The following is a 20,266-nucleotide window of genomic DNA, read 5'->3' as shown; positions in this document are numbered from 1 at the left end:
TAAATGCAGAGCAGACCCTACCAGCGAGGCGCACCTTGTCTAACCACCTCACAGGGGCGAAGATAGTCAAATGTCTCGCTGGGAAATACAGGTAGCGCTACTGATTTCTGCTGGGGTATTGGCGATTTCCATACCGCCTGCTAGCGCCGCAGAGAGTGCGCCAGGGGTTGCACTGGCAGTTCTGGAGACATTGCCAGTAAAGGGGAGAGCACCAAAGACTGGATATTCCAGAGCTGCATTCGGGCAGAGCTGGGCCGATGTTGATCGCAATGGATGCGATACGCGAAACGATATCTTGAAACGGGATATGAATTCGATTGTGTATAAGCCCAGAACGCGCAATTGCGTGGTGCTATCTGGCACTCTCATCGATAGATACTCGGGGGAGATGATCAACTTTGTGCGCGGCAATGTGAGCAGCATGGAGGTGCAGATAGATCACGTGGTGGCACTATCTAATTCCTGGCAGACAGGTGCATTTAAGTTAAGCATCGCCCAGAGAACAGCCCTTGCAAATGACCCACTGAATCTCTTTGCAGTCAAAGGCAGACTTAATCTGCAGAAAAGTGATGGTGATGCGGCAACGTGGGTGCCACCGCTAAAGAGTTTTAGATGTGCCTATGTGGCGCAACAGATTGCCGTGAAAGCTAAGTATTCATTGTGGGTTGTAGCCCCGGAAAAAGCTGCGATGTTAGCAATCTTGTCGCAGTGTCCAACCCAGCCAGTGCCGGTTAGTTAGGAAGATCTACGGTGTAGTGCACACCGCTAAACTGCTTACGCCACTTCGTAACTTCACGCTTGACTGATTGTGAGTCAACAGTGGCAGCAAGTGATTGCGCAATGAAATCGCTGAGCTGATCCATATCTTCTACCTTCATGCCAAGACGCACGATTTCTGGGGTACCGATACGAAGACCATTGAGATCTCCAGCAACAGGTGCAATCGGCAAACCGATTCCACAGGCAAGCAGTCCAGCTTCTCCCATGCGCTTTGCTGCACTTTGTCCGCCACCATATGGAGCTGCCAGGATCGCAAATTGGTGAGACATGGTGAAGCCCTTATCTGCGGCATAAACATTGACGCCGCGGTTCTGCAAGTTTTGTGCGAGCGCTTTTGATGTCTTAACCATCATTTTCGCGTAATCAGAACCAACTGCCTTCCAATCTTGCAAAGTGATGCCGAGGGCGGCGGTCTTTGCGGCATCGAAGTTAGCGGTCAGTCCTGGGTATGCGATTGCATCAAGCTTCTGTGCGATGGCATCATCGTTGGTGACGATAAGTCCACCTGCCGGTCCACCGAGTGACTTATATGTTGAGAAGGTCATCAAGTGCGCGCCTTCAACAAGTGGTTGCGGCCAGACTTTTCCAGCAATCATTCCGCAGAGATGTGCTGCATCAAAAAGTACCTTGGCACCGACTTCATCAGCGATTGCACGCACATCTGCAATCGGGTGATGGAATAGATTGAGCGAGCCACCCACAGTGATCATCGTCGGCTTTACTTCGTGGGCAAGTTTGCGCAGGGCATCGATATCGATGGTGTAGCCAGATTCATCGACGGGTGCCGAGATTGTGTTGAGGCGATAGAGGCCAGCAGATCCACCTTTATGGTGAGTCACATGTCCACCGATTGTGGGAGGGGGAGCGATGATGGTGTCACCGGGTTCGGTATTTGCCATAAAGGCATAGAGGTTTGCAATCGCACCGGAAGGAACGCGAAACTCGGCATAAGTGGAACCAAATACTTCACAGGCTAGCTCTTGGGTAATGATTTCAATCTGCTCAATGGCGCCAAGTCCGGTTTCATATTTATCGCCCGGATGCCCCAAGGATGCGCGCGAGCTCATGCCGGATGCAAGTAATTTTTCTGCCCGAGGATTAAGAATATTTGTGGCCGGATTGAGATTGATACCTTCAATATCGTGCAGGCGATGATTTTCTTGTGCTAACTCTTCAATCCAGCTCTGAACATCGGAGCCACTTTTTCCATCAACTTGAGCTGCGATTCTGGCGATGAGCTCCTGTGAAGCCGGGGTTGCCCAACTCTGAGTCTTAAGTGACTGCGTCATACGGTCAATTAAAGCGCATCGCCGCCGCGCTCGCCGGTGCGAATGCGAATTACTTGCTCAACGTTAGTAACCCAGAGCTTGCCATCACCAATGGAGCCGGTGCTTGCCGTGTTAACGATGACGTCAATAATGGATTGTGCTTCACCATCTTCAACGAGTACTTCAATGCGCACCTTAGGAATGAAATCAACTGTGTATTCGGCGCCGCGATAGATCTCGGTGTGTCCCTTTTGGCGACCAAAGCCACGAGTTTCTGAGACGGTCATGCCAGCGATGCCAGCTGCTTGCAGCGCAACCTTGATGTCATCGACCTTTGCTGGCTTAACGATTGCGGTGATGAGCTTCATTCTGTTCTCTTTTCTTAGTTATCGAATACTAGTAACGGTTTGAATTTCCAGTGATGTCATAGGCAGATTCAGCATGGAATGTTGTGTCCAGGCCGTTGAGTTCATCGTCTCGATAAACACGGAAGCCGATAGTCTTTTGAATGAGGGTGGCAATGATCCAGGTAGCTGTGAATGAGAAGGCAGCGACTACGAGAATCGCAACTACTTGTCGTCCTAGCTGTGTGGTTCCGCCGCCAACAAGTAGTCCATCGGCGCCAGCAGCGTTAGCAGTTAGCGTTGCAATCAGACCAATTGCAAGCATTCCGAGAATTCCACCAACACCGTGGACACCGACCACATCGAGTGAATCGTCATAACCAAACTTATATTTACGTGAGACAGCCCAGGACGATGCAACACCGGCAATCAGACCAAGAATGAGTGCGCCCAGTGGATTCAAGTAACCACACGCTGGTGTGATGGCAACAGCGCCGGCGATAGCACCGGATGCCACACCGAGAGTTGTTGCTTTTCCATCGCGCTTTTTCTCATAAGCAATCCAGGTCATGGCAGCTGCAGCTGTGCAAATTTGAGTATTGATCATCGCAGTTGCAGCAAGGGAGCCGGCAGAGAGAGCAGAGCCGGCATTAAATCCAAACCAGCCAAACCAGAGCATGCCGGCGCCAAGAAGTACCAGCGGCATATTGTGTGGTCGCATCGGATCGCGTCTGAATCCATCGCGCTTTCCAAGAACGAGAGCGAGAGCGAGTGCTGCTGCACCTGAGTTAATTTCAACAACAGTGCCGCCAGCAAAATCTAGCGCTTTAAGTTTGTCGATGATCCATCCACCTTCACCGTTCTGGGCAGCAAATGCCCAGTGGGCAACTGGTAGATAGACGAGTGTGATCCAGATGCCAACGAAGAGAACCCAGGAACCGTACTTGGCGCGGTCGGCAATGGCGCCAGAAAGGAGAGCCACAGTAATAATGGCAAAGGTAAGTTGGAACATGGCAAAGGCAAGTACTGGAATTTGGTGACCCTCAGCGCCAGTTACCTGATCAATGGTGGAAGCCAGACCTATGTGATCAAGGTTTCCAATCAGACCACCTTGTGATGGACCGAAGGCGAGTGAGTATCCATAGAGCACCCAGATGATTGTTGTGATGCCGATTGCGGCAAATGACATCATCATCATATTCAGCGCTGATTTCGCGCGGACCATGCCGCCATAAAAGACTGCCAGACCTGGAGTCATGAAAAGTACTAGTGCTGCACTTGCTAAAACCCATGCGGTATCACCGCTATTGATCGCCTGCATTGTTAGTGGGTCTCCTTATACCGTTGGTAGGACGCTTGAATTTCTGCTTCAGCTGCAACATGGCCAACCCAATCACCACCATGAACTTCTTTACCTGGTTCCAGTGTTTTATAGACCTCAAAGAAGTGCTTGATTTCATCTAGTTCATAGATGGGAACATCTGGCAGATCATTTAAATTGTTCTTGCGAATATCTCCAGCTGCCACACAGAGCAACTTGTCATCGCCACCTTTTTCATCGGTCATGCGGAACATTCCAATAACGCGACAAGAGACCACACAACCAGGGAAGGTGGGCTCATCGAGCATGATGAGTGCATCCAGTGGATCGCCATCATTAGAAAGGGTGTTCTTCACAAAGCCGTAGTCGTGCGGGAAGCGAGTTGCGGTGAAGAGCATGCGGTCTAGGCGAACTTCGCCAGTCTCATGATTGATTTCATACTTATTACGAGATCCCGCTGGAATTTCCACAACAACATCGAAGATCATAAGAATGGACTCCCTGTGCTTAGTAAGTGATGTAGTGGGGATTAAAGAACTTGGGGTGAACGACGGGGCTCGAACCCGCGACATCTCGGACCACAACCGAGTGCTCTACCAGCTGAGCTACGCCCACCATGTGCTGTGCAGGGACTACTTTACCTGCCCCGGCTCGCTTTGGATAAATACGCTCTGGCGGTAGTACGCCAATTCGGCGATCGAGTCTCTGATATCTCCCAGTGCGCGGTGATTGCCAGTTTTGGCTGGGGCGGCAAAGTAAGTCTTGGGATACCAGCGGCGCGTAAGTTCCTTAATCGATGAGACATCGATGGTGCGATAGTGAAGGAACTCATTGAGTGCGTGCATGTCACGAGCGATGAAGTTGCGGTCTACCGAGACCGAGTTTCCGGCCAGTGGAGATTTGCCTGGCTCACATCCGGCTGCTTGCAGATAAGTAAGTATCTGCTCCTGGGCGGCTTCAATCGAGATGCCATTGGGAATCTCGGTGATCAGGCCCGAGCTCGTGTGCATCTGGCGCACAAAATCTCCCATGGCGCTCAGTTGCTCTTGGGTTGCTTGGATGACGAGATCAATACCGTCTCCGATGATATTTAGCTCTGAATCAGTGACCAGGACCGCAATCTCAACCAGTGCATCGGTGGCCAGATCCAGCCCGGTCATTTCGCAATCAATCCAGATGAGATGGGGGAGTTCGGTGGCCATAGGCGCAAGGGTAAGGGTTATGGGGGTGGAGCGATAATTCAGGCTCCGTTCACCTGCTGTTAACTTAGAGTCTCATTACTTAATGCGGATTGCCACCATTATCTGCTCATGGCAATTGAACTAAAAGAGCGCCCGACCCCACCGGTGCCTCGGGAAATCACAACCAAGCCCCGTCGCTCTGATCAGATTTTTCGCCTGGTTGTAACTATTGGCGGAATGGCTTCATTAGTAATTCTGGGATTGATTGCACTCTTCCTCTCACTAAAGGGTGCGCACGTTCTCGTCGACGAAAAAATGGGATTCATCACCGGCTCTGCTTGGGAAGCTATAACTGATGAAACCGGCGACATCAGTGAATCAAATTTTGGTATCGGTGCGATGTTAGTGGGGACAATGTTGTGTGCCCTTATTGCAGTTTTAGTAGGCGTGCCAATTTCCGTTTTGACTGCACTGTATTTAACATTCTATGCAAACGGAAAACTAAAGAAGTTCCTCATATCTGTAATCGATTTGATGGCTGCATTTCCTTCTCTGCTCTTCGGTTTCTGGGGATTTATTGTTTTTATGTCGTCAGCTGAGTATTGGGCCAAGCTAATCAATAAATACCTGGGATTTATTCCCATCTTTGATTTACCTGCTCCTGTTTTTGAGCGTTCACCATTTATTGCTGGATTGGTATTGGCAACCATGATCATCCCGATTGTTACTGCGATTTCCCGTGAAATTTTTGACCAGACCCCGTTAGATCGAATCCAAGCGGCGTATGCACTCGGAGCTACCAAGCTGGCGATGATTAAGGCTGTCGTAATCCCTTTTGGCCGTGGCGGCATAATCGGTGGGGCTATGTTGGGACTTGGTCGCGCTATGGGTGAAACAGTTGCGGTCTATACGGTACTCAATATCGTTTATCAAATAAATTGGCAGGTTCTTTTTGGTGCTGGCGGAAACGTGGCATCCTTAATTCTTCTCAAATTCGGTGAAGCGGGTCCTTACGAGGTCGATGCACTGATGGCAGCCGGATTGATTCTCTTCTTGCTCACCCTTTTAGTAAATGCGACAGCAGACTTACTCATCAATCGTTTCGGAGGTAAGGGACGATGAATAAAGTCATTCCTATGCCACAGAAACCGTGGCAACCCTCTGGTGCAGACAAGGTCAAAAGTCTCCTGATTGTATTTGCCGCTTTTGTTTTAGCTGGTGCTTCAGTCGAATTGACAGGGTTTAATGGAAAATTAGGTTTCTTCTTCTCGCTCTTCATCTCACTACTTATTCTAAATTTCAGTTTCCACTACTTTAAGCGTGGAACAGCTGCAGCCAAGGATGCTTTGCTTCAAGTGCTTGCAGTAATGGCGATTGTGATCACATTAATTCCAATCGTTAGTATCGTCGCTACCGTATTTAGCAAGGGCTACAAGGGGCTTCACTGGGGAATTCTTACCAAAGATATGGCCCTTGCATCAGTGAATGACCCAATTGCAAGTGGCGGGTTGTTGCATGCACTCGTAGGAACAATCCTCATGGTTGGTGGGGCGCTCATCATCAGTTTCCCAATTGGAGTTCTTACTGCGCTGTACCTGACGGAAATTCGCGGTTCACTAACTCGCCCGATCAAGTTCTTGGTACAGGCAATGTCTGGGGTTCCATCCATTGTTGCTGGTCTCTTTATCTTGTCTAGTTTGGTCTACCCTGTAACAAAAGAGCTCTCAGGTTTGATGGGCTCCCTTGCACTCACCATCTTGATGATCCCAACCATTGCAAGAACGGCCGAGGAAATGCTGCGGCTTATTCCCAATGAACTTCGTGAAGCTGGCGTTGCTTTAGGTGGAACTCAATGGCGTACCGTTGCCGGGGTTGTACTTCCGGCAGCCAAGAGCGGCTTGGTTACCGCCATCATTTTAGGTGTAGCTCGAATTATTGGTGAGACCGCACCCATACTTCTAGTTTCGGGTGGAGGAGATTCCTTGAATCTCAATCCGACTGAGGGAGCGATGGGATCGCTTCCGTTCTATATTTGGAAAGCATTCCTTACTAGTGGCACTCCTGAAGCACTTGCTCGTGCCTGGGCGGGCATGTTGGTGCTATTGAGCTTCATTTTCATTCTTTTTGGTATGGCACGCTACATAAGCGGAAGAAAGGTTGGGTAATTCCATGACCGAATCTAATAATTTCACTAACAACGAGAAGGAAGAACAAATGACGACATCACACGTAACTCCATCCTCACTATCGAGCGTTGCATCAGCCCGCGCGGTACGTCAACCAGGGACAGCGATACTCGGCAATGGTCTTGAAACTCGCGGTGTGCATGCCTGGTTTGGTAAGAAGCACGTCCTGTCCGATGTGACACTCGATTTTGCTGCAGGAACAGTGACAGCACTTATCGGACCATCAGGCTGCGGTAAGTCAACATTTCTTCGTACGCTCAACAGAATGCATGAATTTATCCCTACTGCCGCAATGGCTGGAGAAGTTCTGCTTGATGGAAAAGATATCTACTCACCGGATACAGATGTAACCAAGATTCGTCTTCGCGTAGGCATGGTCTTCCAGAAGCCAAACCCATTTCCTTCAATGACAATCGGCGAAAACGTGCTCTCTGGTCTCAAGCTTGCTCAGTTGAAGAAGAAGAACACAGATGAACTTCTTGAATCCTGCCTGATACGCGCAGGGCTATGGAACGAGGTTAAAGACCGGCTAGGAGAGCACGGTGGCGCTCTCTCGGGTGGTCAGCAGCAACGTCTCTGCATCGCTCGCTCATTAGCAGTTGAACCACAGGTTCTCTTGATGGATGAGCCATGTTCTGCTCTTGATCCAGGATCAACATTTAGAATTGAAGAGACAATCTCAGATCTTGCCAAGACCATGACAATCATCATCGTCACACACAATATGCAGCAGGCAGCCCGAGTCTCTGATTACACCGCTTTTTTCCTATCCGATGGAGGTCCAGGCGAAATGATTGAGGCAGCTCCAACGAGTCGCATTTTCTCTTCTCCCCAAGATAAGCGCACAGAGGATTACGTAACTGGCCGCTTCGGCTAAATCTATTTGTTCACCTTCTGGAACCTAAACGTTTACCTTCTGGTGGCTAAAAAGTAACGCCCGCTGAATATCTTGTGGAGCGTAAGAGTTACTTACGTCCGTTCTACGAAGGGTAAATGATGAAGTTTTCTAAGAAGGCCAAGGCACTAATCGTCGCCGGCTTTATTGCAGTTGGTACAGCTACCCCAGCACACGCTGTTGATCTTGCTGGCTCGGGTGCATCATTTGTTGATCCATTACTACAAGAGTGTAAGGCAGGATTCAATACGGCCACTAAGCACTCATATGTCTATACCTCAACAGGCTCAAGCACTGGTGTTAAGAATTCAGACGCAAAAATTGGTGACTTCTGGTTTTCAGATGTAGCCCACACTGCAGCAACTAAGCGTTCAACAGTTTTCCATGCGCCAATCGTTGCAGCGCCAATCGCAGTTCTCGTCAATCTCCCTGGAAAGAAGAATCTTTACCTTTCATCAACAACAGTTGCAAAGATCTTCTCTGGTGACATAACAAAGTGGAATGATCCAGCAATCCAGGCAGATAACAACCGTCAAATCAAGACAGTTATCTACCGGAAAGATAAGGACGGAAACGTTGCAAAGGATGCAAGCGGAAATCCAATCGTTCTTAACACTAGAACTCTTACATCTAACTACACACTTCCAAACCAATCAATCAGAGTTATCTACCGTTCAGACGGATCAGGAACAACAGGTAACTTCACAGCATGGCTCAATGGTGTTGCTCCAACTGTTTGGACAAAGCCAGGAAATAACGCATTTACAACTGCATTCCCAACCGCCACCCTTAACGCCGCAGGCAACATTGGTCGTATTGTCGGAGCGGGACAGTCACAGGGAGTTGCAGGACTTGCAGCAAAAACCAAGTACTCGATTACCTACGCTGAGAAGAACTGGGGAGATACCTTCGGGCTTCGTGCAGCATACGTATCAAATGCTTCCGGAAACTTTACCTACCCAGATTCTGCAGCTACTTCAGCATTCTTAGGTGCAGCAAAGCAGGATGCTAACGGCATCGTGAGCTATGACTACAACACATCAGTTGCTGGTGCATACACACTTGGAATCATTTCTTACATGCTTATTGAAACCCAATATGCAGATAAGGCTCGTGGTGCTGCTGTGAAGGAACTTGCACAGTACATCGTTTCTCCTGCGTGCTCGGGTGCAAAGCCTTCGCTAGGGTTCGTAGTTGTGTCTGGAACATTCCTTGATGCGGCTAACGCTCAAATCGCAAAGATGAATAAGTAATACTTAAAAAATAGGGACTGGGTAGTTCGCTTCGGCGAGCTACCCAGTTTTTTATGTGCGCCTGGCAGGAATCGAACCTGCGACCTACCGCTTAGAAGGCGGTTGCTCTATCCGACTGAGCTACAGGCGCCTGCAGGGTCGTATGAGGCAATTGTACCCAGTAAGGTTTGCGACTATGGCTGAGTTCATATACACGATGAAGAAGGCGCGTAAAGCGCATGGTGAAAAGGTAATTCTTGATGACGTTACCTTGATGTTCTTACCTGGAGCAAAGATTGGTGTTGTTGGTCCCAACGGTGCTGGTAAGTCAACAGTTCTTCAGATCATGGCCGGTTTGCAACAACCTTCCAATGGTGAGGCCTACCTATCTCCCGGTTACACCGTCGGAATTCTCTTGCAGGAACCACATTTGAATGAAGAGAAGACCGTTCTTGAAAATGTGCAAGAGGGTGTGGCTGAGACCATGGAAATGGTGCGTAGATTTAATGAAGTATCGGAGGAGATGGCCAGCCCTGATGCTGATTACGACAAGTTACTTGCCGAAATGGGCGAGCTCCAAGAGCAACTTGATCACCGCAATGCCTGGGAACTTGATTCACAGCTAGAGCAAGCTATGGATGCGCTGCGTTGTCCGCCGCCTGATTCTGATGTCAAAGTTTTATCTGGTGGAGAAAAGCGCCGCGTTGCTTTATGTAAATTGCTTTTGGAAGCACCAGACCTACTTTTGCTAGATGAGCCCACTAACCACCTCGATGCGGAATCAGTGTTGTGGCTAGAACAACATTTAAGTAAATACCCTGGCACTGTTGTAGCGATCACTCACGATAGATACTTCTTGGACAACGTTGCGCAGTGGATTCTTGAACTAGACCGCGGCCGCGCATATCCCTATGAAGGTAACTACTCAACATATTTAGAGACAAAATCAGCACGTCTAAAAGTTGAAGGTCAGAAAGATGCCAAGCGCGCTAAGCGTTTAACAGAAGAGCTCGATTGGGTTCGCCAGAATGCAAAGGGTCGCCAAGCTAAGTCAAAGGCTCGTCTTGCTCGCTATGAAGAGATGGCGGCAGAGGCCGATAAAATGCGTAAGTTGGACTTTGAAGAGATTCAGATTCCACCAGGGCCGCGTCTTGGAAACATTGTTGTTGAAGTAGAGCATTTGGTAAAAGGCTTTGGCGATCGCGTTCTTATCGATGATCTCTCATTTACTCTGCCACGCAATGGAATTGTGGGAGTTATTGGGCCTAACGGCGCCGGTAAGACAACGCTCTTTAAAACAATCTTAGGTCTGGAAGAGCCAGATTCAGGAGTAGTAAAAATTGGTGAGACGGTAAAGATTTCCTATGTTGATCAGTCCCGTGGTGGAATCGATCCAAAGAAATCACTCTTTGAAGTGGTCTCAGACGGTCTTGATTTCATGAAGGTGGGACAAGTTGAAATGCCATCGCGTGCATACGTTGCCGCCTTTGGATTTAAAGGTCCTGATCAACAGAAAGCTGCTGGTGTTTTATCTGGTGGAGAACGTAACCGATTAAACCTTGCTCTTACTTTGAAACAAGGGGGCAACTTATTGCTCCTGGATGAGCCAACGAACGATCTTGATGTGGAAACACTGGGCTCACTTGAGAACGCACTTCTGGAATTTCCTGGGTGCGCAGTTGTGATCTCTCACGATCGTTGGTTTCTTGACCGGGTAGCAACTCACATCTTGGCCTATGAAGGTGACTCAAAGTGGTTCTGGTTTGAAGGAAACTTCGAATCTTATGAAGAGAACAAGATTGCCCGTTTAGGTGCCGATGCTGCTCGTCCGCATCGCGCCACATACCGAAAGCTGACCCGCTAATGATTTATTCGGGGCAGCAATATGTGCGATGGGATGACATCGATGCCTTTGGCCATGTCAATAATGCAAAGTATCTGACCTACATTCAAGAAGTTCGTTATCAATGGGCCTACTACCAATACTCGACAAAAGGTGAGATGCCCACCCTGATGGAGATGGTTGTTGCCCGCAACGAGATTGATTACATCGTGCCTATCTACGAAGGTGGTCGTTTCTACGATCTCAAGCTATGGGTTGACTCCATTGGCACCACATCTTTTGTCGTCGGCTATGAATTGCTGGGCACCGATGGTGTGGTCCATGCCAAGATGAAGTCGGTGCAAGTGATGGTTTCGCTGGAGACAAAGAAGTCTCGTCCAATTTCGGAGCAAGAGCGCGAATTCCTTAATCGCTACCTCAAGGATTAGTAGGTTTAAATAATGCAAGAGCGAAAGATTCACCCCGGGTGGATTGCAGCAGTAGTCACCTTCTTCACCCTCGTTGCAACAGCTGGGTTTAGATCTGCACCCACTGTGCTCATTCTTCCCTTGGAAGAAGCTTTTGGCTGGTCCCGTTCGCAAATTTCGTTAGCGATATCAATTAACGTACTTCTCTTTGGTTTGGTAGCACCTTTTGCGGCGGCGCTGATGGAACGCTTTACTGTGCGCAAAGTTGTGATGACTGCACTTGCATTGGTAGCAGCGAGTTCCACCTCGACAATCTTTATGACTCAGCCATGGCACTTGTGGGCGCTGTGGGGCATCGGCGTGGGTGTGGGCTCTGGTTCCATGGCCTTGGTCTTTGCTGCAACGATTGCTAATCGTTGGTTTGTTGCCCGCAAAGGAATTGTGGTTGGGGCGCTGACCGCTGCCACAGCAACTGGTCAATTAGTTTTCCTTCCCATGCTCTCGCACTTTGCGATCACTTACGGCTGGAAGAGCATCTCCATCACTGTTGGCGCCGCATCTGCGCTCATGATTCCATTCATCTATCTCTTCCTGAAAGAGAAACCAGAAGCCTTAGGCATGAAGCCCTATGGAGCGCCGGAAGATTGGCAACCACCAGTTGCTAGTGAAATGCCGGCAGGTCGCTTAGCCATTGATACCTTGGTTAAATCAGTGAAAGATAGAAACTTCCTTATTCTCTTTGGCTCATTCTTTGTCTGCGGACTTTCCACCAACGGACTCATTGGCACACACTTCATTCCAGCAGCTCACGACCACGGTATGGGCACAACTGTCGCTGCTAGCTTGTTGGCACTAGTGGGCGTCTTCGATGTGATTGGAACAATTCTCTCTGGGTATCTGACAGATAAGTATGATCCCCGTAAATTGCTCTTCTTCTACTACGGCCTGCGCGGTCTCTCCCTCTTTTTATTACCATCTATTCTCTTTAGCACCATTCATCCATCCACATTGGTATTTGTAATCTTCTATGGCCTTGATTGGATTGCCACCGTTCCACCCACTCTTATTCTCTGTCGCATTGTCCTTGGTCCCCAGCGTTCCACTGTTGTCTATGGTTGGGTCTTTGTGGGTCACCAAGTGGGGGCATCAATTGCCGCCCTGGGTGCGGCGGTATTGCGGGTAAAACTTGGTGACTATGCACTCTCTTTCTACATCGCCGCCATCATGTGCATCATCAGTGCTTTTGCCGTATTGCAGATCGCCAAAGGAAAAACTTCGGCAGAGTTGAGAAGTTGATGGAGCGCGATACTACAAATTATTACGAGCTCTTTGGCGGGCAACCTTTCTTTGCCGACTTGGTCTCACAGTTCTATGCCCACGTTGCGGTCAATCCCGTGTTGCGCCCGATGTATCCAGAATCAGATATGAAGGGTGCGGCGCGTAGATTGCAGATGTTCTTAGAGCAGTACTGGGGCGGACCAAGCACTTATCAAGAAGAACGTGGTCATCCGCGTCTTCGCATGCGCCATGCCGGTTTTCATATTAACCAAGAGGCCCGTGATGCCTGGATTGGCTGCATGAAGTTGGCAGTTGATGGAACATCACTTGGCCAGGATGAAAAAGATAAATTGTGGAGATACCTAGAGGGAGCAGCAAATCATCTAGTTAATCAGCTGGATTAGCCCTGCTTAGATTTATTTCCCACCAATAAAATCTCGCCGTTTCGAACAAACCAGAGCACACCATCAGCATCGCGCACCTGGGTGATACGCAGGCCAACTTTTTCTACTCGTCCGGCAATATCTTGCACGCGAATATCATCGCCCACTCCATATTGATCTTCTACCAACATAAAGATTCCAGAGAGCACATCGCGCACTAGGGTCTGTGCGCCGAGTCCAATTGCCACACCAATCACACCGGCCGATGCAAGAACTGGCCCCAAACTAAATCCGAATTCACCCAAGATCATTCCGGTTGCAATGATCCAGATGGCGGCGTTATAGGTGGAGCTAAAGACGGTTCCGATTGTGCGGGCCCGTTCTGCCTGGCGTTTTGCCGTTCCTGGTCCTGGCTTTAAGTCAGCTGTTGCCAGGCGGCCAATGGCCCGGGAGATGGCTCGATGGCCGATGACATGGCCGAAGGCAGCGATGATAAAGATGACGAGGATGCGAAATGGGGCGCCGTTAAACCAATCCCAGATTGCCTGCGTGCGCTCGTTCATAGGCGTTAAGGGTAGTGAAATCTTTACTAAAACTTCACCACAAAATGCCCCCGTCTTGGAGAGTTTTAGTACAAAATTACCCAATCAGCGCGAGCCACGCGCTGGAACCGAGGTAGAGATGAACCGCTCATTAGTTCTCAACGCCACCTACGAACCGTTGGGTGTTGTCACTGATCGTCGTGCGCTCATTCTCGTTCTGAACAACCGCGCAACTATGGTTGAAGCTTCTGGAACCGTCTTGCACTTTGCACATGGTCAGATTGAGCTCCCATCAGTAATTCGCCTCAATAAGTTTGTGAAGATTCCTTATCGTCATGCAGTTCCACTTTCGCGTCGGGCAATCTTTGCGCGAGATGGTGGACGCTGCGTCTATTGCACAGCACCGGCAACTTCTATTGATCACGTCATTCCACGTTCTCGTGGCGGCGGTCACAATTGGGAGAATGTTGTGAGTGCTTGCCATAAGTGCAACCATGTCAAAGCAGATAAGCCACTAAAGGAACTTGGTTGGCGACTTCGCACGTTACCGCGCGAACCAGTGGGCGCTGCCTGGCGAATTCTCGGAACAGGTCGCACCGAAAATCGTTGGCTGCCATACCTAGAGCCATTTGGCGTCGCTGCCGCAACTGCATAGACTCTGCCAATGCTTTCTCAACTGCTCATGATTAACCAAGAGCCTGGTGCAATGCCGGGTGAAGGATTAACGGCCGTAGAAACTTTCACTTATTTTGTGGCAGCGCCAGTTGGATTGTTTCTTCTTATTTCACTTATTTCATGGGCGCTTACGGGCGAAAAGAAAAAGAGTAAGAGCACTTCTTCTATTACTCATATCGAGTAATTACTGATCGGCAGCCTGTGCTTTTAGCGCGCGCACCATGGCATCGCGTGATTCAAGAATCGTTCTGCGTAGCGAATGCGATGCATCTTTACCTGTGACATCTAGCCAGTGCTGGGCCTTTTTCACAGTTGCCTCGCTAATGACCCAGGACGGAAAAAGCAGAGTCGCTGTGGTTTCAGCAATTTCATAGCCTTTAGTCTCCCAGACTTTGAGCAGTACATCAAAATACTGATCAACGAAGTCGCTCAAGATTTCTGTATGAAGCGGATCGTTAAATCCTCGGCATTTAAAGGAATGAATCGTGTTCGATAAATCATCGGTAGTAATCGAGCTAAATGCCTTGGCTTTGGCATCTTTAGTTGGAATTTGCGCATAAGCCATCGCACCGTATTGCTTGCCGTGCGCTGTCTTATCTAGTGCCAATTCCTTTTCAATATCAGCAGGACCAAATACCCCGTGCTTGACGCCACAAATGAATAGGAACCAACGAAGTTCAGCATCGATGGTGAGCCCAGTGATTGAGCCGCCAAGAATGGCCTTGATGCGCTCTAGTTGCGCTGGAGTGATTGCAGTGTTGGCAAAGCCTTTTGCAAATTGCAGTTGATGATCGCTACCGGACTCAGCTACATCAAGAAATGATTCGATGGCAGTTGCCACTTGCAAGCGAAGTGCCGCACGGTGTGATGGATGGGCATATGCCCAGAGCGCAGTATCAATCTGACCCAAAGTGGCGCTGACAATCGAGATATCTGATTCATTTTTCAAAGCGGGCAGTGCGATAGCGATGTAATCAGTTGCTGAGAGCTCGCCATCACGACATGAATCCCAGAGCGATGCCCAGATAAGTCCACGGGCTAAGGAATCATCGAGTGAGCCTAGGTGGCTCTTCATCGTTGCAATGGAGCGTTCATCAAAGCGCAACTTTGCATAGCTCTGATCTTTATCGTTGATCAGAACTAGGTCAGCACATTTTTGGCCAGCAAATGCGGTGACTTCAGTCAGTGCGCCGGCAACATCGAGTTCCACACTTGTGCGCCGCACCAGCTTGCTGCCTTGAATATCAAAGAGACCCACATGCAATCTGTGGGGGCGAAGTTCAGTAGAGCCCACCGGCATGGTTGGCACTTCTTGTTTGATAGAAAGTGATGCGTAGGTATCGCCATTGAGTGCAATCACTGGGCGCAGTGTGTTCACACCTGCGGTGCGCAGCCAGGTTGCAACCCATGGAGTGAGGTCGCGCCCGGAGGCAGCTTCGAGTTGATCAATTAAATCTTTGAGAGTTGTATTACCAAAGGCGTGCTTAGCAAAGTAGCGGCGAAGTCCGGTAATGAAATTATCTCGGCCCACATGTGCCACAAGTTGTTGCAATACGGAAGCACCCTTGGCATATGAGATGCCATCGAAATTGGTGCGCACAGCGTCCAGATCTTCCATCTCGGTAGCAATTGGGTGCGTTGTGGTGAGCTGATCTACGCGATATGCCCAGTTCTTACGTAGTGAATTGAACTCAGTCCAGGCTTCGGTGTATTTAGTTGATTCACTGACCGATTGATAGGAAGCCCATTCGGCAAAAGATTCGTTGAGCCATAAGTCATTCCACCATTGCATAGTGACCAAGTCACCAAACCACATATGCGCCATCTCGTGGTGGATAGTTGTTGCCCTACTTACATAGTTTCGCTCTGTGACCTTAGATCTAAAGATCAGGACATCTTCATGGAAAGTAACACAGCCCACGTTCTCCATGGCGCCCCAGTTATATTCGGCGACCGCAATTTGGTCATACTTTCCAAATGGATAGGCGAGACCGAAAGTCTTCTCAAAGTAGGCAAAGCCCTGCTTGGTGACTTCAATTATGTTCGCTGCATCAACGTGCTTAAAAAATGATTTACGGGCATAGATGCCCAGTGGAATCGTCTTCTCACCTTTGTATTCATCGTGCACAGAGGTATAGGCACCGGCCACAATGGCGGTGACGTAGGTAGAGATCACTTGCGAAGTAGCAAACTGAGTGAATTTCTTCTTACTTCCTAGATCTTTTGTTGATTCGATTGCGTAGTTTGAAATTATTTCCCAGTGGTCAGGAGTGATGGTGCTGATCGCAAATGTCGCCTTCTGATCTGGTTGATCAAAGCAGGCATACATGCGGCGGGCATCGCCAGTTTCAAACTGGGTATAGAGATAAACCTCATCATCGGCTGGGTCGACAAATCGGTGCAGGCCTTCACCAGAATTGGAATACACACCATCATGTTCGATCTCAAGAATGTTCTCTGCCGCAAGGGCTGGAAGATAAATAGTCTCGCCATCAAAGCGTGGGTCAAAATCTGCGCCATTGAGCTTGGCACTTATTACCCGCGCACCCACGCAATCGATATAGGTAGTTGCACCTGGTTTAAGACCAGCAAATTTCACCGTGGTCTTTACCCGAAAGTTTTCCGCACCAGTAGTCAGATCTAAATCAATGGCATAGCTAGCAACCTTAATGATTGCCGAACGTTCGGTGGCTTCTACCTGCTTGATATTTGTGCCTGGCACGGGTGCTCCTTCAGTGCATGATGCAAGAGAGCATATCCAACCACCAACTCGGTGATTCGTCAGAGGTTAGGATTGTGCAATGGAACAAGATTCGGTACGCACATACCGCTTACGTGGGTCTCGCATCACCGCTCCACAGCAGAGCGCCCTGGATAAATACTGGGGGATTTATGGAATGCAGTACTCCGAAGATTTTATTGAAATCCCAGCCCTCTTTCCAGACTCGTCGAAAATAGTTCTCGAGATCGGCTTCGGCATGGGCGAGGCAACTGCCCTGATCGGCAGAGATTTTCCTGATACCGGTTTTATTGCAGTTGAAGTTCATAAGCCAGGCATTGGAAAATTGATGGCCCGAATTGAAGAACTTGCATTAAGCAATGTGAGAATTATTGAAGGCGATGCCCACCCGATCCTGAAAACCATGATTGCCGATAATTCAGTAGATGCGATTCATCTCTTCTTTCCTGATCCATGGCCGAAGAAGCGCCACAACAAGCGGCGCATTGTGAACAATGAATTCTTAAAACTTATTCACCCCAAGATTAAAGCAGGCGGCTATATCCATATTGCAACTGATTGGGTGCCCTATGCCGAATATATTCAAGAAGTTTTCACGCCCAGCACCTTATTTACCGGGGGAGTAGTAGCGCGCCCTGAATGGAGACCAGTCACGCGATTTGAGGGGCAAGGCATAACTAAAGATCATCAAGTAACTGATCTTCGATACTTTAAGGCTTAAATCTCACCTGTTACTTCGTAATTACTGATTTTATCAATTCTGCGCACATGGCGTTCATCGCCAGGAAACTTTGTTGCGATGAAGGTATCGATGAGCTGCTTTACAAAATCCGCATCATGAAGCCTTTGCCCTAAGGAAATCACATTTGCATTGTTATGTTCGCGGGCAAGTTTGGCGGTCTCGATGCTCCACACAAGTGCAGCACGCACGCCCTTGACTTTATTGGCCGCAATTTGCTCACCATTACCGGAACCACCGAGAACTATTCCCAGTGAGGTGGAATCTTTAGCCACAGCTTCGGCGCATGGGATGCAGAAATCTGGGTAATCATCGAGTGCGTCATATTCATAGGGCCCGTGGTCAGTCACATCGTGGCCATTAACAACGAGGTGTGTAATCAATTCGTTCTTGAAATCAAGGCCGGCGTGATCGCTGCCGATGTGAATGCGCATGCGCAATTTAAGCATGTGCGGGGGCGGGCATGTGAAAACCCCGCCACACTTTCGCATGGCGGGGTTTTTACCCAAGGAGGTACTACATATTTGAACTAGTTATGCGATTGCCGCAGTTGTTGCTCTTGGAGCTGGCATTCTTGGAGCCTTCTCAAAATCACCTTTTCCCTTGTGCCCAAATCCACCTTTAAAGCCACCCTTTGGTCCTGCGGTGCGAACTTCATTGATTTCTTCAGTTATGTGAGCGACGAGGCGATCTTTAAGGAATGTTGCCTGTGCGGCAGTTAATTTCCCAGCTGTGACCGCAGCATCGATTCTTTTGGTCTCATCTGCAACCAGTGCCGCAATCAACGCATCTTTCTTAGGCCCCGCGATTGTCGCAAGAGTTTCTCCTGCGGCAAGGCGCGACTTGATGGTTGCTGAGTCGATACCGATTGTTGTTGAGATCAGTGCAAGCTCTGCCATCTTTTCAGCCTTCAAAGGCTTAGCCAGTTCTGCTGCAGCACGGGCTGCAGCACGGGCTGCTTCTGCAGCTACCTTGGCTGCATCAGCCGCGGCAATGATTGCATCTGCCTGTGCTTGTGTGATTGTGCCCTTTGTGACAAGTGCGGAAAGTGTGGCGGCAAGGTCTATCCCTCGAGGACCCTTGACACCGTTAGCACTTGGATTGGTAATTGAGATACGTGTTGCTTTTGTTGAGGCTGTTGAAACACCAACAGTTCCTGCAGTAAGTGCAACAGTTGTAATAACAATTGTTGCAATCCTTTTCTTTGTTGACATTCGCATGCCCCCACTCTCTTGCTCTGTGCCAAAGCCCTCGCCTCGACTTGGTTGTACTAAAGCGTCCTAGGCTCAGAAAGATACTTGGATAGCCTGCGAGGCTCATGCGAGTTTTCATGTGAAATCTGTGAGTTTTTCCCCTACACGCACGCCCTTCCTGTGTGCTGGTAGGGGATTCTCCGATTCTGGCAAGCCTGGTGCCACTTCACACTGGGTGGACAACCTAGTGTGAAGGGGTCACCAGTGAGAGCATCACGAATAGCCGTCCTAGTTACTATTGCAATTCTTACAACATCCACATCAGTGATTTCAGCAAGTGCTGCCGGTAGAACAGCAGCCTCAATTCCAAACACAATTCTTAATGGCAAAGGTCTGCCAATTACTTCACTGGGCATCAATGGCGATTTTTATATTGATACCCGAAGTCTTCTCATTTATGGACCAAAAGCGAAAGGTAAATGGCCACTGCCACAGAACTTGCAAGGACCTATTGGCGCAACAGGTGTCACAGGTAGTGATGGAAAGAATGGATCCGATGCAAAAATTGGCACCAATAATGCAAATAGCGTTGGTTCAGTTGGGCCACAAGGTGAACGTGGACTAACAGGTGCAGCCGGACCTGCCGGACCTGCAGGTGCCGCAGGATCTTCTGGTTCAGGTGGAGGAACACCAGGTGCAACGGGAGCTGCAGGTGCAACGGGTGCAACCGGAGCATCAGGTGCTGCGGGAAGCATCGGCCCAAGTGGACCAACAGGTTCAACAGGTGCAACTGGTTTAACGGGAGCAGCTGGTGCACAAGGGGAAACAGGGACTGCTGGGTCTGCGGGTACGTCTGAGGTAAAAGTAATATCAATTGGCAACTTCACAATAAACACAAGCACCCCTCTTGGAGTGGCTTCGTCATCAGCCTTCGGAAGTCTTGCTATTAACTCGTCATACTTCTTTCAGATTTACTTGACGGGGGAAGCTTCAGCAACATATCTAGATTTTGCAGCCGGAGTTAGCTCAACAGGGGAGACTCCAACCTACAATTTTTCTGCGTCTCGCTCAAAGTTGGTAACTTTGGCTGGGAAAAGCACTGTGTATGGAGTCACAATAACTGGAACCATTAAGACAGCAGGCACAGTTTCATCTTTGACAGTAAATCTCATTGACGTAACTGGAGAGTCTTCCGCGGAATCGGGAGTTACTTTTTCGGGCCGGATTTTTCTCCAGAAGGTCGGAATCATTAACTAAAA

The 20,266-nt window shown here is 49.1% G+C and carries 22 protein-coding genes and 2 tRNA genes; 13 read left to right on the top strand and 11 right to left on the bottom strand.

Features of this window, described 5'->3' with window-relative positions:
- The first annotated feature begins 70 nt into the window (after positions 1-70).
- Positions 71-739 (top strand): HNH endonuclease family protein, encoded by a 669-nt coding sequence (locus A1sIA79_RS04725; RefSeq protein WP_095675062.1) that lies wholly within the window; start codon positions 71-73, stop codon positions 737-739.
- Here the strand turns inward: A1sIA79_RS04725 and A1sIA79_RS04720 are convergent.
- From A1sIA79_RS04720 to orn, 6 genes are all read right to left on the bottom strand, one after another.
- On the bottom strand, positions 732-2,069 hold the full coding sequence (locus A1sIA79_RS04720) for a serine hydroxymethyltransferase (RefSeq protein ID WP_095675061.1): 1,338 nt from the start codon (positions 2,067-2,069) through the stop codon (positions 732-734). The two genes, A1sIA79_RS04725 and A1sIA79_RS04720, sit on opposite strands and share 8 nt — an antisense overlap.
- 8 nt (positions 2,070-2,077) lie before the next feature.
- Complete coding sequence (locus A1sIA79_RS04715; RefSeq protein WP_095675060.1) at positions 2,078-2,416, bottom strand: P-II family nitrogen regulator; 339 nt, start codon at positions 2,414-2,416, stop codon at positions 2,078-2,080.
- 28 nt (positions 2,417-2,444) lie between these two features.
- Entirely contained in the window at positions 2,445-3,713 is a 1,269-nt protein-coding gene (locus tag A1sIA79_RS04710; RefSeq protein WP_095675059.1) for an ammonium transporter, read from the bottom strand.
- Positions 3,714-3,715: 2 nt separating this feature from the next.
- Positions 3,716-4,201, bottom strand: a complete 486-nt coding sequence (locus tag A1sIA79_RS04705; RefSeq protein WP_095675058.1) for an inorganic diphosphatase — start codon at positions 4,199-4,201, stop codon at positions 3,716-3,718.
- A gap of 51 nt (positions 4,202-4,252) precedes the next feature.
- Positions 4,253-4,328 (bottom strand) — tRNA-His (locus tag A1sIA79_RS04700).
- A 17-nt stretch (positions 4,329-4,345) separates the two neighbouring features.
- Positions 4,346-4,915 (bottom strand): oligoribonuclease, encoded by a 570-nt coding sequence (gene orn / locus A1sIA79_RS04695; protein ID WP_095675057.1) that lies wholly within the window; start codon positions 4,913-4,915, stop codon positions 4,346-4,348.
- Between the two features lie 108 nt (positions 4,916-5,023).
- Between orn and pstC the strand changes: the two genes are divergently transcribed.
- The 4 genes from pstC to A1sIA79_RS04675 all read left to right on the top strand — a co-directional run bounded on the left by pstC (position 5,024) and on the right by A1sIA79_RS04675 (position 9,228).
- A complete protein-coding gene (gene pstC, locus A1sIA79_RS04690) occupies positions 5,024-6,016 on the top strand; it encodes a phosphate ABC transporter permease subunit PstC (RefSeq protein ID WP_095675056.1) in 993 nt (330 codons plus the stop codon).
- Positions 6,013-7,059 (top strand): phosphate ABC transporter permease PstA, encoded by a 1,047-nt coding sequence (gene pstA / locus A1sIA79_RS04685; protein WP_095675055.1) that lies wholly within the window; start codon positions 6,013-6,015, stop codon positions 7,057-7,059. The genes pstC and pstA overlap by 4 nt, the downstream gene beginning before the upstream one ends.
- Before the next feature lie 4 nt (positions 7,060-7,063).
- Positions 7,064-7,957: a phosphate ABC transporter ATP-binding protein PstB gene (pstB, locus tag A1sIA79_RS04680; protein WP_223298127.1), complete on the top strand. Its 894-nt coding sequence runs from the start codon at positions 7,064-7,066 to the stop codon at positions 7,955-7,957.
- 116 nt (positions 7,958-8,073) lie between these two features.
- Entirely contained in the window at positions 8,074-9,228 is a 1,155-nt protein-coding gene (locus A1sIA79_RS04675) for a substrate-binding domain-containing protein (protein WP_223298126.1), read from the top strand.
- Between the two features lie 56 nt (positions 9,229-9,284).
- Here A1sIA79_RS04675 and A1sIA79_RS04670 read toward each other — a convergent pair.
- A tRNA-Arg gene (locus tag A1sIA79_RS04670) sits at positions 9,285-9,358 on the bottom strand.
- Positions 9,359-9,403: 45 nt separating this feature from the next.
- Between A1sIA79_RS04670 and ettA the strand changes: the two genes are divergently transcribed.
- The 4 genes from ettA to A1sIA79_RS04650 are packed head-to-tail and all read left to right on the top strand — an operon-like array spanning position 9,404 to position 13,139.
- Positions 9,404-11,071 (top strand): energy-dependent translational throttle protein EttA, encoded by a 1,668-nt coding sequence (ettA, locus tag A1sIA79_RS04665; protein ID WP_190277040.1) that lies wholly within the window; start codon positions 9,404-9,406, stop codon positions 11,069-11,071.
- Positions 11,071-11,478, top strand: a complete 408-nt coding sequence (locus A1sIA79_RS04660) for an acyl-CoA thioesterase (RefSeq protein WP_095675052.1) — start codon at positions 11,071-11,073, stop codon at positions 11,476-11,478. Before ettA ends, A1sIA79_RS04660 begins: the two co-directional genes overlap by 1 nt.
- Before the next feature lie 12 nt (positions 11,479-11,490).
- Positions 11,491-12,753, top strand: a complete 1,263-nt coding sequence (locus A1sIA79_RS04655; protein ID WP_095675051.1) for an MFS transporter — start codon at positions 11,491-11,493, stop codon at positions 12,751-12,753.
- Complete coding sequence (locus A1sIA79_RS04650; RefSeq protein ID WP_095675050.1) at positions 12,753-13,139, top strand: globin; 387 nt, start codon at positions 12,753-12,755, stop codon at positions 13,137-13,139. The genes A1sIA79_RS04655 and A1sIA79_RS04650 overlap by 1 nt, the downstream gene beginning before the upstream one ends.
- Here the strand turns inward: A1sIA79_RS04650 and A1sIA79_RS04645 are convergent.
- Positions 13,136-13,681: a mechanosensitive ion channel family protein gene (locus tag A1sIA79_RS04645; RefSeq protein ID WP_095675049.1), complete on the bottom strand. Its 546-nt coding sequence runs from the start codon at positions 13,679-13,681 to the stop codon at positions 13,136-13,138. The two genes, A1sIA79_RS04650 and A1sIA79_RS04645, sit on opposite strands and share 4 nt — an antisense overlap.
- A gap of 118 nt (positions 13,682-13,799) precedes the next feature.
- Here A1sIA79_RS04645 and A1sIA79_RS04640 point away from each other — a divergent pair, with 118 nt between their 5' ends.
- Both A1sIA79_RS04640 and A1sIA79_RS04635 read left to right on the top strand, forming a co-directional pair.
- Positions 13,800-14,315: an HNH endonuclease gene (locus A1sIA79_RS04640; protein WP_095675501.1), complete on the top strand. Its 516-nt coding sequence runs from the start codon at positions 13,800-13,802 to the stop codon at positions 14,313-14,315.
- A 9-nt stretch (positions 14,316-14,324) separates the two neighbouring features.
- On the top strand, positions 14,325-14,519 hold the full coding sequence (locus A1sIA79_RS04635; protein WP_095675048.1) for a hypothetical protein: 195 nt from the start codon (positions 14,325-14,327) through the stop codon (positions 14,517-14,519).
- Here A1sIA79_RS04635 and pepN read toward each other — a convergent pair whose 3' ends face one another.
- Positions 14,520-17,057, bottom strand: coding sequence for an aminopeptidase N (gene pepN / locus A1sIA79_RS04630; RefSeq protein ID WP_095675047.1), 2,538 nt, complete (start codon positions 17,055-17,057; stop codon positions 14,520-14,522).
- 79 nt (positions 17,058-17,136) lie between these two features.
- Here pepN and trmB point away from each other — a divergent pair, with 79 nt between their 5' ends.
- On the top strand, positions 17,137-17,796 hold the full coding sequence (gene trmB, locus A1sIA79_RS04625) for a tRNA (guanosine(46)-N7)-methyltransferase TrmB (RefSeq protein WP_095675046.1): 660 nt from the start codon (positions 17,137-17,139) through the stop codon (positions 17,794-17,796).
- Here the strand turns inward: trmB and A1sIA79_RS04620 are convergent.
- Both A1sIA79_RS04620 and A1sIA79_RS04615 read right to left on the bottom strand, forming a co-directional pair.
- Positions 17,793-18,248 (bottom strand): ribose-5-phosphate isomerase, encoded by a 456-nt coding sequence (locus tag A1sIA79_RS04620; protein ID WP_095675500.1) that lies wholly within the window; start codon positions 18,246-18,248, stop codon positions 17,793-17,795. The genes trmB and A1sIA79_RS04620 overlap by 4 nt on opposite strands.
- A gap of 99 nt (positions 18,249-18,347) precedes the next feature.
- Positions 18,348-19,028 (bottom strand): hypothetical protein, encoded by a 681-nt coding sequence (locus tag A1sIA79_RS04615; protein ID WP_190277039.1) that lies wholly within the window; start codon positions 19,026-19,028, stop codon positions 18,348-18,350.
- A 243-nt stretch (positions 19,029-19,271) separates the two neighbouring features.
- Here A1sIA79_RS04615 and A1sIA79_RS04610 point away from each other — a divergent pair, with 243 nt between their 5' ends.
- Complete coding sequence (locus A1sIA79_RS04610; protein WP_190277038.1) at positions 19,272-20,264, top strand: collagen-like domain-containing protein; 993 nt, start codon at positions 19,272-19,274, stop codon at positions 20,262-20,264.
- Positions 20,265-20,266: the final 2 nt, after the last annotated feature.

Origin of the sequence: Candidatus Planktophila versatilis (assembly GCF_002288105.1) — a bacterium.
Lineage (GTDB): Bacteria > Actinomycetota > Actinomycetes > Nanopelagicales > Nanopelagicaceae > Planktophila > Planktophila versatilis.
Note: the sequence above shows the minus strand (reverse complement) of the source record. Positions and strands in the feature narration are given on the sequence as shown.

What these genes read in the sequence shown, in the direction of transcription:
- A1sIA79_RS04650 (WP_095675050.1), top strand. Translation starts at nt 12,753, where the DNA reads ATGGAGCGCGATACTACAAATTATTACGAGCTCTTTGGCGGGCAACCT.
- pstB (WP_223298127.1), top strand. Translation starts at nt 7,064, where the DNA reads ATGACCGAATCTAATAATTTCACTAACAACGAGAAGGAAGAACAAATG.
- trmB (WP_095675046.1), top strand. Translation starts at nt 17,137, where the DNA reads ATGGAACAAGATTCGGTACGCACATACCGCTTACGTGGGTCTCGCATC.
- A1sIA79_RS04655 (WP_095675051.1), top strand. Translation starts at nt 11,491, where the DNA reads ATGCAAGAGCGAAAGATTCACCCCGGGTGGATTGCAGCAGTAGTCACC.
- A1sIA79_RS04660 (WP_095675052.1), top strand. Translation starts at nt 11,071, where the DNA reads ATGATTTATTCGGGGCAGCAATATGTGCGATGGGATGACATCGATGCC.
- A1sIA79_RS04635 (WP_095675048.1), top strand. Translation starts at nt 14,325, where the DNA reads ATGCTTTCTCAACTGCTCATGATTAACCAAGAGCCTGGTGCAATGCCG.
- A1sIA79_RS04620 (WP_095675500.1), bottom strand. Translation starts at nt 18,248, where the DNA reads ATGCGCATTCACATCGGCAGCGATCACGCCGGCCTTGATTTCAAGAAC.
- A1sIA79_RS04720 (WP_095675061.1), bottom strand. Translation starts at nt 2,069, where the DNA reads ATGACGCAGTCACTTAAGACTCAGAGTTGGGCAACCCCGGCTTCACAG.
- A1sIA79_RS04705 (WP_095675058.1), bottom strand. Translation starts at nt 4,201, where the DNA reads ATGATCTTCGATGTTGTTGTGGAAATTCCAGCGGGATCTCGTAATAAG.
- A1sIA79_RS04715 (WP_095675060.1), bottom strand. Translation starts at nt 2,416, where the DNA reads ATGAAGCTCATCACCGCAATCGTTAAGCCAGCAAAGGTCGATGACATC.
- A1sIA79_RS04675 (WP_223298126.1), top strand. Translation starts at nt 8,074, where the DNA reads ATGATGAAGTTTTCTAAGAAGGCCAAGGCACTAATCGTCGCCGGCTTT.
- ettA (WP_190277040.1), top strand. Translation starts at nt 9,404, where the DNA reads ATGGCTGAGTTCATATACACGATGAAGAAGGCGCGTAAAGCGCATGGT.
- pstA (WP_095675055.1), top strand. Translation starts at nt 6,013, where the DNA reads ATGAATAAAGTCATTCCTATGCCACAGAAACCGTGGCAACCCTCTGGT.
- A1sIA79_RS04710 (WP_095675059.1), bottom strand. Translation starts at nt 3,713, where the DNA reads ATGCAGGCGATCAATAGCGGTGATACCGCATGGGTTTTAGCAAGTGCA.
- A1sIA79_RS04725 (WP_095675062.1), top strand. Translation starts at nt 71, where the DNA reads ATGTCTCGCTGGGAAATACAGGTAGCGCTACTGATTTCTGCTGGGGTA.
- A1sIA79_RS04640 (WP_095675501.1), top strand. Translation starts at nt 13,800, where the DNA reads ATGAACCGCTCATTAGTTCTCAACGCCACCTACGAACCGTTGGGTGTT.
- orn (WP_095675057.1), bottom strand. Translation starts at nt 4,915, where the DNA reads ATGGCCACCGAACTCCCCCATCTCATCTGGATTGATTGCGAAATGACC.
- A1sIA79_RS04615 (WP_190277039.1), bottom strand. Translation starts at nt 19,028, where the DNA reads ATGTCAACAAAGAAAAGGATTGCAACAATTGTTATTACAACTGTTGCA.
- A1sIA79_RS04645 (WP_095675049.1), bottom strand. Translation starts at nt 13,681, where the DNA reads ATGAACGAGCGCACGCAGGCAATCTGGGATTGGTTTAACGGCGCCCCA.
- pstC (WP_095675056.1), top strand. Translation starts at nt 5,024, where the DNA reads ATGGCAATTGAACTAAAAGAGCGCCCGACCCCACCGGTGCCTCGGGAA.